We start from the raw sequence: 13,331 nt of genomic DNA, 5'->3' as shown, positions 1-13,331 counted from the left end.
GAATTCGGTGTTTTCCGTGGCAAACTATTTAGTTGCACATTTTTGTTTTCTGATACACAATATAAGCTCTAATCTCTAAATCCTACTCCGTGGGTTCTGTGTTTTCCGTGGCAAAATATCTATTTACCAATTTTGTCTTTCTAATACCTTATTTAAGCTTTGATCTCTAAAATCAACCTCCGTGTTTTCCACACAAAAAACCGCCTAACTACATTGTATTTATCATCCCTTTGTAAACACTCCCTGTAAACTTTAAACCAACAAACCAAATCAAAATCTATAGCGTATATTGATGTATGAAAACGATGTTAAATAAACTATTTTTGATCTCCGCTGTTGTTTTAATAACAAGTCTTTCTGCTTGTGCTCAGAAACAAGAAAAGAAAGAAATCAAGCAGGCGCAGCAATCAGAAAATATCATACCGAAAAAGAAAATGAACTGGAATCCATTAACACCCGAAGAAGAGAGAGTAATTGTAAACAAAGGAACGGAATATCCTGGTACAGGCAAGTATGAACACACCACAGATAAGGGTACATATACTTGTAAACGTTGTAATGCAGCCCTTTACAGATCGGAAACCAAATTCGATGCACATTGTGGTTGGCCGGCATTTGATGATGAAATTAAAGGTGCGGTAACCCGTATTCCTGATGCTGATGGATCACGCACAGAAATCGTATGTACAAATTGTAAAGCACATTTAGGACATGTTTTTGTAGGCGAAGGATTTACCAATAAAGACACACGTCATTGCGTAAATTCGATCTCTATGAACTTTGTGCCAGATAAAAATTAAGGTGGGTATAGTTGGGTTAGGTTAGGGCGTACAGCGAAAGTTGTACGCTTTTTTTATTGATTTTTTGAATGAGCATTTTATAGGTCTAAAGCTAAAATAGTGGGGAAAAGTGTTTTTTTTGCGTGTCGTATCACGATGGTTTTCATTCTGTTAACCAATCAATTTTTCCACAAATTGCTGATTATAAACTAAATGCTTATATTTGCTCGCTCGATAAAGAAATTTTAGCCTATGAAGTATTTTCTGATATTAAGTTTTTGTCTCGTTTTTACACAAGTTAAAGCACAGCAATCTGGTCCCTCAAATCAACCAGAAAACATCGAAAAAACAGTTCTCGCTACTTATTATCACAGAAAATTCGAAGGTCGGCGCACCAGCAGCGGTGTAAAATACAGGGCCAAACAATTAACCGCTGCACACCGCACATTACCCATGGGAACCTTAATAACAGTAACCAATCCCGACAACGGAAAATCAGTCATTGTAAAGGTGAATGATCGGGGTCCTTTCTCCAAAAAACTAGCTATAGATCTATCAGAAAGTGCTGCTAAACAGATCGGTATTTATACCAAAGGTGTTGCTTCGGTAAACTTAAGTTACACCCTCGAATAAAAGTCCATTTTGCCTCTTTTAGTAGTATAAATTTAAGTTATTAACACTCATTTTTGTTTACTAAACCCTTGAAATTAAACAATTAGCTTTTTTTTCGCCTGAAAATGATATTTAGCTGATACGTTTATCCACTAAAATCAAAGTGATGTTAACAACTTTGATTCACAAAACAAGCCCGCCGTATCTATATTTGTTGCTACAAAGTTCTTTAACTTCCTGCACTTGAAAACAAATATAAAAGCTTAGTTTTTAGTAATTTATAGGTACATCTCTCTGATTACAAATTTAAATTCCCCTAACTAAAATCTCAGTTGTTTGTCGGGTAAAGGGTTAGTACTTTCACAACAGCGTTTTGATACAAGACATTACAACCACCATTTAAAATTGGCGGATGCATGTGCTCGTCGACTCTGATTAAATTAGTAAAAAAATAAAGTATCAGCTATGGAACAGGAATTATTGCTACAAGAAAATAAAGATAGGTTTGTGCTTTTGCCGATTAAATATCCGGCAATCTGGGAAATGTATAAAAAAACCGAAGCCAGTTTTTGGACTGCAGAAGAGATTGATCTTTCTGACGACCAAAAACATTGGGATAACTTAAATGATGGTGAAAGACATTTCATTTCTCATATTCTTGCTTTCTTTTCTGCTAGTGATGGTATTGTAAATGAAAACCTTGCGGTAAACTTCATGAGTGAAGTTCAATTGCCAGAAGCACGTTGCTTCTATGGTTTCCAGATTATGATGGAAAACATTCATGCTGAAACCTATGCGCTATTAATTGATACTTACATCAAAGATCCTGAAGAAAAAGATCGCCTTTTCCATGCTATTGATACTGTTCCTGCGGTAAAGAGAAAAGCAGAATGGGCACTTCGATGGATAGAAAACGGAACTTTCGCAGAAAGATTAGTGGCATTTGCTGCGGTTGAAGGTATTTTCTTCAGTGGAAGTTTTTGCTCAATCTTCTGGTTAAAAAAACGTGGCTTAATGCCAGGGTTAACTTTCAGTAATGAATTGATTTCGAGAGACGAAGGTTCTCACTGTGAGTTTGCTTGTTTATTGTACAGCATGTTAAGCAATAAACTAAGCGAAGAACAAGTTCATGGCATCATTAGTGATGCAGTAGAAATTGAAAAAGAATTTATCACAGAAGCATTACCAGTTGCATTAATTGGAATGAATGCTAAATTAATGAGCCAGTATATCGAATTTGTGGCCGACAGATGGTTACAGGAATTAGGCTATACAAAAATCTACCATGCAACTAATCCTTTCGACTTTATGGAAATGATCTCGTTGCAAGGTAAAACTAACTTCTTCGAAAAACGTGTAGGTGATTATCAAAAAAGCGGTGTATTAACTTCAGCTGATAATAATAAACAAGCGTTTTCATTAGACGAAGACTTTTAGGCCAAATTCGAATTAGTGACTGATGGAATGAGTAAATACTCTTTTATCAGTCGAAAAAATAAATAAATGAAATGAATAAAGTGGGGGCGATGGGTGGATTAACATTCTCTCATTCAAAACTCACTCATTCAGTCAATAAAAATTAAATCTCATAAATTATGTTCGTACTAAAAAGAGATGGCCGCAAAGAGCCGGTGCAATTTGATAAAATCACAGCTCGGATTCAAAAGTTGTGCTACAGTCTAAACTCAGATCTTGTAGACCCAATTGATGTTGCAAAAAAAGTGATTGAAGGTTTATATGATGGTGTAACTACATCAGAGTTGGATAACCTTGCTGCTGAAACGGCCGCATCGTTAACCACAAAACATCCTGATTATGCTTTGTTAGCATCACGCATTGCGGTTTCTAACTTGCATAAAAACACTACAAAATCATTTTCAGGTACAATGAAAATGTTGTACGAATATTTCGACCCTAAAGCACAAAAAGCAGCACCACTTATTGCTGATGATGTTTTCGAGATCATCGAAAAAAATAAAGATATTTTAGATAGCTCTATCATTTACGACCGTGATTTTGGTTTCGACTATTTCGGTTTTAAAACTTTAGAAAAATCTTATCTGCTAAAGGTGAACGGTCAGATTGTAGAGCGCCCTCAACACTTGTTTATGCGTGTATCTGTTGGTATCCATAAAGAGGATATTGAAAGTGCAATCAAAACATATAACTTAATGAGTGAGCGTTGGTTTACACATGCTACACCAACATTATTTAATGCTGCAACACCAAAACCTCAAATGTCATCATGTTTCTTGTTAACCATGCAGGATGATAGTATTGATGGTATTTATGATACATTAAAGCAAACTGCGAAAATTTCTCAAAGTGCTGGTGGTATTGGTTTAAGCATCCATAATATCCGCGCAACAGGTTCATATATCGGTGGAACAAACGGTACAAGTAATGGTATTATCCCAATGTTACGGGTGTTTAACGATACTGCACGTTATGTAGATCAGGGTGGAGGTAAACGTAAAGGTGCTTTCGCAATCTATTTGGAGCCTTGGCATGCTGATGTTTTCGAATTCCTTGATTTGCGTAAAAACCACGGTAAGGAAGAGATGCGTGCCCGTGATTTATTTTATGCGCTTTGGATAAACGATTTGTTTATGCAACGTGTTAAAGATAATGGCGAATGGACATTATTCTGTCCACACGAAGCTCCAGGTTTGGCTGATTGTTTCGGTGCTGAATTTGAAGCCTTATATGCAAAATACGAAGCTGAAGGCCGTGGTAGAAAAACCATTAAAGCACAAGAACTTTGGTTTGCTATCTTAGATTCGCAAATTGAAACCGGTACACCTTACATGTTGTTCAAAGATGCAGCGAATAGTAAATCTAACCAACAGAACTTAGGAACCATTAAGAGTTCTAACTTGTGTACTGAGATTATTGAATATACCTCTAAGGATGAAGTTGCAGTTTGTAACCTGGCATCATTAGCGCTACCTCGTTTTGTAATCAATGGTAAGTTTGACCATGATAAATTATATGATGTAACTTATCAGGCTACTTTAAACCTGAATAAAATCATCGATCATAACTATTATCCGGTTATTGAAGCAGAAAACTCAAACATGCGTCACCGCCCGGTTGGTTTAGGTGTGCAAGGTTTAGCTGATGCATTTATTTTATTGCGTTTACCTTTCGAAAGTGATGAAGCAAAACGTTTAAATAAAGATATTTTCGAAACGATTTATTTCGCATCGATGACAGCTTCTCACGATTTAGCTGTGCAAAATGGTCCTTATCAAACTTTTAAAGGTTCTCCATTATCTAAAGGGAAGTTCCAGTTTGATTTATGGAATGTAACACCTGATAGCGGAAGATGGGATTGGGAAGCATTACGTAGCAAAGTAGTAAAAGATGGTGTTTATAACTCTTTATTGGTTGCACCGATGCCAACTGCTTCTACTTCACAAATTTTAGGTAACAACGAATGTTTCGAACCGTATACTTCAAATATTTACACCCGTCGTGTATTAAGTGGAGAGTTTGTAGTGGTGAATAAACACTTGTTAAAAGACTTGGTTGCCTTAGGTTTATGGAACAACGATATGAAAAATCAAATCATATTGGCTAACGGTTCTATTCAGGCTATTCCATCTATTCCAGATTATATTAAAGAATTGTACAAAACAGTTTGGGAAATTAAGATGCGTAACATCATCGATATGGCTGCAGACCGTGGCGCATATATCTGCCAATCACAATCTTTAAACTTGTTCGTAAATGCGCCAAATACTTCAAAATTAACTTCAATGCACTTCTACGCATGGGAGAAAGGTTTGAAAACCGGTATGTACTATTTACGTACTCAGGCAGCATCGCAAGCGGTTAAATTTACAGTAGAAAATCAAGGCGGTAAAGCAATTGAAGCCGTAATTCCAGCTGAAATGAGCCAGGATCAGGTTGCAGAAGAAATCGTTGACGGACCAGTTTGTTCAATGGAAGAAGGTTGCATTAGCTGTTCAGGTTAAGCGAAGAGACTAAAGCTGAAAGACTAAAAGCGAAAAGCTTGCCGTCATTGCGAGGCTGGATTTGAGCGGGCTGAAGCAATCTTAAGGCGGTCGTCATGCTGAATTTATTTCAGCACCTCATTAAAGAAAACCCTGAAGCAAGTTCAGTGTGAAGAATCTAATAATATCGTAAGGTTTTGGGCAAACGCTCAAAACCTTATTTTTTGTTTATATTTTTGCTTTTAGTTCATCAGTTTATTAGCCAATGGTTCATTCGTTGCTAAGGCGCCAAACACTAGTGAACTAATGACCATTGAACTAATGAACAACACCTTTAAACATAGCAAACACGAAATCATTCCTTGCGAGCGATGTAATGGTGCTATTGAGTGCAAGGCAAATTCTTATACCAAATGCCAGTGTAGCGTGGTGCAGCTCAGCATTAACGAAGTGCAATATATCTCAGAATTATATGATGGCTGTTTATGCGCAAAGTGTTTATTCGAATTACAACAAGAATACCGCGAAGATATCGGGGCATAATTCAACTTACGAAATTTAGCTGGCCTGTGCAAATGGAAACTTCGTCAGTTTAAAATCAAAGTGTTTTTTTGCAACTCTGCAACCTCAAATAGCAGCACAAACCTTTCCCATCTAAACGGGATCGCAGTGGCAGCCTCCGATTTTTCTATCGGAGCTACAACGGATAGCCCGACTAACCATAATCTAATAACTGCTATGGCTTTTCAAATAATTTTTGAAACAAACCTTACACCTTCAACCTTAATACCATCAACCTTTTTTGTAGCTTTGCAATCTGGTTTAGAATGAAAGAATTTTGAATGAGTGAATGGCTGCGGTTACCATAGCATTCTACCATTTAATCATTCGCTCATTCAATAATTTTAAGAAATGAAGAAAGTAAACGTTGGCTTGGTACAGATGAGTTGTACTAAAGATAAGCAAGAAAATTTAGATAAGGCAATCGTTAAAGTAAGAGAAGCTGCTGCAAAAGGTGCACAGATTGTGTGTTTGCAGGAACTTTTTACTTCACTATATTTTTGCGATGTGGAAGATTATGCTAACTTCGATTTAGCAGAAGCTATTCCTGGTCCTTCAACAGATGCTTTGCAGGTTGTGGCTAAAGAATTAGGCGTGGTAATCATAGCTTCTTTATTCGAGAAACGTGCACAAGGTTTGTACCATAATACAACAGCTGTTTTAGATGCTGATGGTTCATATCTGGGTAAATATCGCAAAATGCATATTCCTGATGACCCGGCTTTCTATGAAAAATTCTATTTCACCCCGGGTGATTTAGGTTATAAGGTTTTCGAAACAAAGTTTGCTAAAATTGGAATCTTAATTTGTTGGGATCAATGGTATCCGGAAGCTTCGCGTATTACAGCTTTGATGGGTGCTGATATTATGTTCTATCCAACGGCTATTGGTTGGGATACCACTCAGGATGAGGAAACCAATCAAGATCAATATAATGCATGGCAAACCATACAACGTTCTCACTCCGTTGCCAATGGCGTACCCGTAGTAAGCGTAAACAGGGTAGGATTTGAGCAAGACGGTGCGATGAAATTCTGGGGCGGAAGTTTTGCTACCAATGCTCAAGGTAAATTACTTTATTTAGCATCTCATGATCAGGAAGAAACTGAAGTTGTAGAGTTGGATTTAGACCAGAGCGATTTTATGCGCAAACATTGGCCATTCTTGAGAGATAGAAGAATCGATTCTTATCAACCGATTACTAAAAGATATATTGATGGGGATTAATAGAGTCCGAAAGCCGGGAGACCGAAGTCGGAGGTTTGGGCGCAGATAGCAAGTAGTTAATTTGGTTTGAACGATTTAAAATGTGTAATTTGATTTTTGATAAATTATAAAATCGAAATTTAGGTCTCTAATTTCGAATTAAAAATTATGGCATTTAAATTTGAAAAACTTAAAGTCTGGCAAAAGGCCTTAGACCTGGCAGATGAGATTGATAAAATGACCAAAACTTTTCCAAAAGAAGAAGTTTATGTTTTGACATCTCAAGCTAAGCGCGCTGCAGATTCTATCTCCATGAACATTGCCGAAGGCAGTACAGGACAAAGCAATTTAGAATTTAAGAAATTTTTACGCTATTCTTTAAGGTCGGATATTGAAGTTGTGAATTGTTTACATTTGGCCGTCAGGCGTGGATACATTACTGAAGATATTTTTAAGAAACATTATCAGGCTTGTGAAGAAATTTTAATCATGATTTCCGCTTTAATCAAATCGCTAGACTAATTATAAAACACTATATCTTCCGACCTCGGACTTCCAGACTTCGGACTTTTTATTACACTTTATCTTCCGACTTCGGACTTCCGGACCTCGGACTTTTTATAAAACTTTATCTTCCGACTTCGGACTTCCGGACCTCGGACTTTTTATAAACTAAATCATCGGAATCGGACAACCGACTTTCAGACTCAAAAAAATATGTCAAACTTTCCTCCAAGAAAAGAATTAAATATCAATCAATTCAATTATTCCCCAAAGCAGCAAGGCTATTCATTCCCTGCTGAATGGGCAAAACACGAGGCTACCTGGTTAAGTTGGCCGCACAAAGAGGCTAGTTGGCCAGGTAAAATTGAAACCATTTACGCACCCTATTGCCAATTTATTAAAGCAATTGCTGAAGGTGAAAAAGTTCGGATTAACGTTAAAGACGAAGAAATGAGAGCTTTTGTTATTTCAGAATTAACTAAAGTTGATGCTGATTTATCACAAATTGAATTTTATCTCAACGAAACCAATGATGCCTGGTGCCGGGATCATGGACCAGCTTTTTTGCTAAAGGGAAATGAAAAGGCTGTAGTAGATTGGGGTTACAATGCCTGGGGTGGAAAATATCCTCCATTTGATCTGGATGATGTAGTGCCTACTAAAATTGCTAAACACTTTGATTTACCTTTATTTACACCTGATATTGTAATGGAAGGTGGTTCGGTAGAATTTAATGGTGCTGGAACGATTTTAACTACTACAGCTTGTTTATTAAATGAAAACCGCAATCCACATTTGACTAAAGAACAAATTGAAAAATATTTGCTAGAATATTATGGTCAGGAGCAGGTTTTATGGCTTGGAGACGGAATCGTTGGTGATGATACTGACGGACACATTGATGATATCACCCGTTTCGTAAATGAAGATACCGTTTTAACGGTTGTAGAAAGCAATCCGCTGGATGAAAATTATATTCTGTTGCAAGAGAACTTAGAAGCTTTGAAAACAATGAAATTGAAAGATGGCCGACCATTGAATATCATTGAGTTACCAATGCCATCGCCAGTGATTTTCGATGATACCAGGTTGCCAGCATCTTATGCTAATTTTTACATTGCTAATTCGGCAGTAATTGTTCCGGTTTTTAATGATGTTAATGATCAAAAGGCTTTGGATATTATACAAGGTTGTTTCTCGGATAGAAAGGTTATTGGTATCAATTCCGTAGATATTATTTGGGGATTAGGAAGCTTCCATTGTTTGAGTCAGCAGGAACCAGCAGTTTAGTTGACAGTTAACAGTTTGGAGTTTTCAGTTCCGGACCAGATAAATAATTTAGCAATTAAACAATTTAACAATACCTTTGGCGGAGTTGTTAACTTTACAACATTAAAATATTTCAACTTTACAACATTTCATAAATGAAATTACTAGAAGGAAAAACAGCATTAATTACAGGCGCATCGAAAGGTATTGGTCGTAAAATAGCTGAAAAGTTTGCTGAACAAGGTGCTAATGTTGCTTTTACATATTTATCATCAGTAGAAAAAGGTGAAGCTTTAGAGCAAGAATTACAAAGCTTCGGAACAAAAGTTAAAGGTTATAGATCTGATGCCTCTAAATTTGATCAGGCTGAGCAATTAATCAACGATGTTGTGGCTGAGTTTGGAACAATTGATATCGTTGTCAATAATGCTGGTATTACCAAAGACGGTTTATTGATGCGGATGAGTGAAGAAAATTGGGATGATGTGATTAACATCAACTTGAAATCAATCTTTAATATAACCAAAGCAGCATCGAAGGTAATGATGAAAGCCCGTAAAGGTGTTTTTATCAATATGAGTTCCGTTGTAGGTATTACTGGTAACGCCGGACAAGCAAATTATGCAGCGTCAAAGGCTGGTATCATCGGTTTTACAAAATCTGTGGCTAAAGAATTAGGTTCGAGAAATATCCGTGCTAATGTGGTTGCACCAGGTTTTATCCGTACTGAAATGACCGAAGTTTTAGACCCTGCAGTGGTTGCGGGTTGGGAAAAAGACATTCCATTAAAACGTGCTGGTGAAACTGAAGACATTGCTAATGTTTGTGTGTTTTTAGCTTCAGATATGAGTGCTTATGTAACAGGTCAAACTTTGTCTGTTTGCGGCGGAATGCTGTAATTTAAGCTGAAAGCTTAAAGACGAAAGCTAAAACCTGCTAATTTCTAAAAACTTAGCAGGTTTTTATTTCACCACATAATTCCCCTTAACTTCTTTAATATTTACTGCACTTTTATTCTTTTCAAAAGCTAAATAACCTGCTTGGAGTGTTTTCCAAAAAGCTAATTGCGTAGGAAACTGAACAGCATATTTCTTCATATTCCTATCTGCCATTTTGAAAGGGTAAATATTAACTGAAATTTTATCCTGACCGGAATTTCTGGCTTCTACTGCTAAAATATAAAGTTCCTTAATCTTTTCATCAGTTAGTGGGATGCAACCAGCGGTTACGCAATTTCCATGGATGTAAATATCGCTGCCAGGTTTTTTATCTTTTCCTGTCCTTGCTAAATCTACTGCATTTGGATAGTTCAGTCCCAGCGACAAATGGAAATTACTCAAGGGATTAAAAACATTGATATAATAGAAGCCTTCAGGTGTTTGTCCATCACCCTCTATAACTTTTGGACCTAATGTGCCAGAATGCGCACAGAAATCGTAAGTCCTGAATAATGAATAGGCTTTGTCTGGTTTACCTTTCAGCCAAATTTCCAATTTGCCTTCAGCTTTGTAGGCATTAACGATCATCGAAAAATTATCTTTAAAACCAGCTGACTTTAGCGACCGATGTAAAGTTCCCCATTTTTCTTTATAAGCCTTTTCTACCCTTTCGAATTTAATTTGAGTTGCTCTGAAATTATTTTGTGCATTAGCCATTATGCTGAAGGATAATAAAAAAGTTAAACAAATTAATTTCATAAATTTTGGTTTTGATAAAGCTAAATATTTAATAGTAAAGTTTGCCACAGAAGCACAGATCTACACAGAATCAAATTCATTTTTTTCTGTGTTTTTCGTGTTTCCATTGCAAATAAATTTCGGGCTTATGCATTGTATTTTCAATAAAGTTTGCACGGAAGCACAGATTTACACGGAATTGAATTCATATCTTTCTGTGCTTTTCGTGTTTCCGTGGCAAACAGATTTCGGGCTTATGTATTGTATTTTCAATAAAGTTTGCCACGGAAGCATAGATTTACACGGAATTGAATTCATATCTTTCTGTGCTTTTCGTGTTTCAGTGTCAAACAGATTGCGGGCTTATGTATTGTATTTTCAATAAAGTTTGCCACGGAAGCACAGATTTACACGGAATTGAATTCATATCTTTCTGTGCTTTTCGTGTTTCAGTGTCAAACAGATTTCGGGCTTATGTATTGTATTTTCAATAAAGTTTGCCACGGAAGCACAGATTTACACGGGATTAAATCCATATTTTTCTATACTTTTCGTGTTTCCGTGGTAAATAAAATTTTTTGCACCGTGGCTAACCCTTACCTTTTCTTTCTTTGCGTAAATTCTTTGCGTCCTTTGCGGTTAATAACAAAATTAGCATCTTTATAAAATATGAATAGCTTTTTTGCTGGTACTTCTATCTTGTATTTTCTCGGCTGTGTTGCATTAGGTGTTTTATATGCCTGGTTACTTTACAGAGGGAATAAAAATTTAGATAAAAAGCTTCAATATGGTTTGACTGCAATCAGGGTAATTGCCATTGCAGCAATCGCATGGCTGTTATTTGCTCCGCTAATTAAAACCTTGAATTATACATTAGATAAACCCATCATCATTATCGGGCAGGATAATTCTCTTTCTGTCGGGCAAGTTAAAGCTGCTGGTTTCAATCAAAAGTTATATGAAGATAACCTAAAAACTTTGCAAGATAAGTTATCTGACAAGTATGAGGTAAAAGTTTACAATTTCAGCGATTCTATAGCCGAAGGTTTTAATTTTAAAAATCAGGGAAAACTAACAGATGCTTCGGGGTTTTTCCAAAAGGTTAGAGACGAATATACCAATAGAAATATCGGGGCAATAGTTCTTGCAACCGATGGCATTTTCAATCATGGAGGCAATCCTTTGTACAGCATCAATCAAATTAATGCTCCAGTTTATACCATTGCGCTGGGCGATAGTATTCCGAAGCGAGATCTACTGATTTCTAATGTTAATTATAACAACATCGTTTACCTCGATGACGATTTCACGATAGAAGTTCAGGTTCAGGCCTTTCAAAGCGATCGAGAGAACACCACATTGACGGTAAGTCAGAACGGCAGCAAGGTTGCTCAACAGTCCGTTGTTATTAAGGGAAATTCCTTTATAAAAACTATTCCGATTAAATTACATGCTGGCAAAATTGGCGTTCAAAAATATACTGTTCAGCTTGCTGCTTTATCAAATGAAATAACAACCAGAAATAATTCTCAAACGTTCTATGTTGAGGTAATCGATGGTCGGCAGAAGGTGTTGCTCGCAGCAGCTTCGCCACACCCCGATTTAAGTGTTTTAAAAGAAGCTATATCTATTAACAAGCATTATGAAGTCAAGCTTGCTTTAGCTGATGATTTAAATACAACAGATCCCTCAAAATATGATTTAATTGTATTGTATCAGTTACCGGATGTGCAAAACATTTCGGCTTCATTCCTTCAGAAAATAACTGCTTTAAAAAAGCCTGTCTGGTATATTTTAGGTGCACAGAGTGGGATAAATGCTTTCAATAAAATCCAGAATCAGGTAAACCTAACTTCGTCTGATGGTTCAGTTCAGGAGGTTTATCCGGATATTGCAAGTGGTTTCACCAGTTTTAACTTAACAGAAGAAGATCAAAAAATATTTTCTGCATTCGATCCTTTGCTTTCTCCGTTCGGAAGATTGACCGTGAATGCCAGTGTTTCGCCTGTTTTTAATCAGCGTATTGGAAAAGTGAGTACACAACAACCATTATTGTTTTTTACGAATGAGAATGGCTTAAAAGTTGGCTATCTGATGGGTGAGGGGCTTTGGCGCTGGAAACTGTCAGAAGCTAAAAATGAGGTTGGTCAATCCAGCCTGAATGATTTGATTTCGAAAACGGTTCAGTATCTTTCTGTAAAAGATGATAAACGAAGATTCAAAGTTTTTACATCAAAGTCGGCTTACGATGAAAATGAAGCCATACAATTCAATGCAACACTTTATAATGATAGTTATCAAGCAATAAATGAGCCTGAAGTGAATTTGCAGATTAAAAATGAAGCTGGAAAAGTTTTCAATTATACCTTCTCGAAAACAAATAATGCTTATCAGCTTGATGCAGGAACCATGGTTGCAGGTAATTATTCATACGTTTCCAACACTTCAATTGGCGGGAAAAAGTTTACAGCATCGGGAAGTTTCTACGTGAACAGCCTGATTGCTGAATATCAACAAACCACCGCCAACCATCAATTGCTCAATACAATCGCGAAACAAAGCAATGGGGAACTTTTTATGCCTGCTGATTTGCTCAAAATTGCAGATGAAATTTTGAAGAACGAAAATATCAAAACCATTAGTTACGAGGATCGTAAATATGATGAACTAATTAATATGAAATGGTTGTTCGGATTAATTTTATTGTTGCTAAGTGTAGAATGGTTTTTGAGGAAGAGGAACGGAGAATTGTAATTATTTGATGT

11 protein-coding genes are annotated in these 13,331 nt (G+C 36.5%); 10 read left to right on the top strand and 1 reads right to left on the bottom strand.

All coding sequences use genetic code 11. The features are described from left to right. The first annotated feature begins 296 nt into the window (after positions 1 to 296). The 9 genes from ACN1CD_RS15480 (at position 297) to fabG (ending at position 9,789) form a co-directional block, all read left to right on the top strand. A complete protein-coding gene (locus tag ACN1CD_RS15480; RefSeq protein ID WP_419131291.1) occupies positions 297 to 800 on the top strand; it encodes a methionine-R-sulfoxide reductase in 504 nt (167 codons plus the stop codon). A 231-nt stretch (positions 801 to 1,031) separates the two neighbouring features. Further along, positions 1,032 to 1,412: a septal ring lytic transglycosylase RlpA family protein gene (locus ACN1CD_RS15475; protein ID WP_419131290.1), complete on the top strand. Its 381-nt coding sequence runs from the start codon at positions 1,032 to 1,034 to the stop codon at positions 1,410 to 1,412. 444 nt (positions 1,413 to 1,856) lie between these two features. Continuing rightward, on the top strand, positions 1,857 to 2,828 hold the full coding sequence (locus ACN1CD_RS15470; protein WP_419131289.1) for a ribonucleoside-diphosphate reductase small subunit: 972 nt from the start codon (positions 1,857 to 1,859) through the stop codon (positions 2,826 to 2,828). 158 nt (positions 2,829 to 2,986) lie between these two features. Then, positions 2,987 to 5,371 carry a ribonucleoside-diphosphate reductase subunit alpha gene (locus tag ACN1CD_RS15465; protein WP_419131288.1) on the top strand — a complete coding sequence of 795 codons (2,385 nt, stop codon included), beginning with the start codon at positions 2,987 to 2,989 and terminating at the stop codon, positions 5,369 to 5,371. 285 nt (positions 5,372 to 5,656) lie between these two features. Beyond that, complete coding sequence (locus ACN1CD_RS15460; protein ID WP_419131287.1) at positions 5,657 to 5,893, top strand: cysteine-rich CWC family protein; 237 nt, start codon at positions 5,657 to 5,659, stop codon at positions 5,891 to 5,893. A 369-nt stretch (positions 5,894 to 6,262) separates the two neighbouring features. Continuing rightward, on the top strand, positions 6,263 to 7,138 hold the full coding sequence (locus tag ACN1CD_RS15455) for a carbon-nitrogen hydrolase (protein ID WP_419131286.1): 876 nt from the start codon (positions 6,263 to 6,265) through the stop codon (positions 7,136 to 7,138). A gap of 147 nt (positions 7,139 to 7,285) precedes the next feature. Next, on the top strand, positions 7,286 to 7,639 hold the full coding sequence (locus tag ACN1CD_RS15450; protein ID WP_419131285.1) for a four helix bundle protein: 354 nt from the start codon (positions 7,286 to 7,288) through the stop codon (positions 7,637 to 7,639). Between the two features lie 195 nt (positions 7,640 to 7,834). After that, positions 7,835 to 8,911, top strand: a complete 1,077-nt coding sequence (locus tag ACN1CD_RS15445; RefSeq protein ID WP_419131284.1) for an agmatine deiminase family protein — start codon at positions 7,835 to 7,837, stop codon at positions 8,909 to 8,911. Positions 8,912 to 9,045: 134 nt separating this feature from the next. After that, positions 9,046 to 9,789 (top strand): 3-oxoacyl-[acyl-carrier-protein] reductase, encoded by a 744-nt coding sequence (gene fabG / locus ACN1CD_RS15440; protein ID WP_419131283.1) that lies wholly within the window; start codon positions 9,046 to 9,048, stop codon positions 9,787 to 9,789. Between the two features lie 63 nt (positions 9,790 to 9,852). On the opposite strand, the gene ACN1CD_RS15435 is transcribed toward fabG, so the two are convergent. Further along, positions 9,853 to 10,587, bottom strand: a complete 735-nt coding sequence (locus ACN1CD_RS15435; RefSeq protein ID WP_419131282.1) for a L,D-transpeptidase family protein — start codon at positions 10,585 to 10,587, stop codon at positions 9,853 to 9,855. A gap of 648 nt (positions 10,588 to 11,235) precedes the next feature. Between ACN1CD_RS15435 and ACN1CD_RS15430 the strand changes: the two genes are divergently transcribed. Beyond that, positions 11,236 to 13,320 (top strand): hypothetical protein, encoded by a 2,085-nt coding sequence (locus tag ACN1CD_RS15430; RefSeq protein ID WP_419131281.1) that lies wholly within the window; start codon positions 11,236 to 11,238, stop codon positions 13,318 to 13,320. Positions 13,321 to 13,331 lie beyond the last annotated feature (11 nt).

The sequence above is a fragment of the Pedobacter sp. N23S346 genome, from assembly GCF_048515415.1.
GTDB lineage: Bacteria > Bacteroidota > Bacteroidia > Sphingobacteriales > Sphingobacteriaceae > Pedobacter.
The sequence above is the reverse complement of the archived record's forward strand: the minus strand, read 5'-3'. Positions and strand labels throughout refer to the sequence as shown.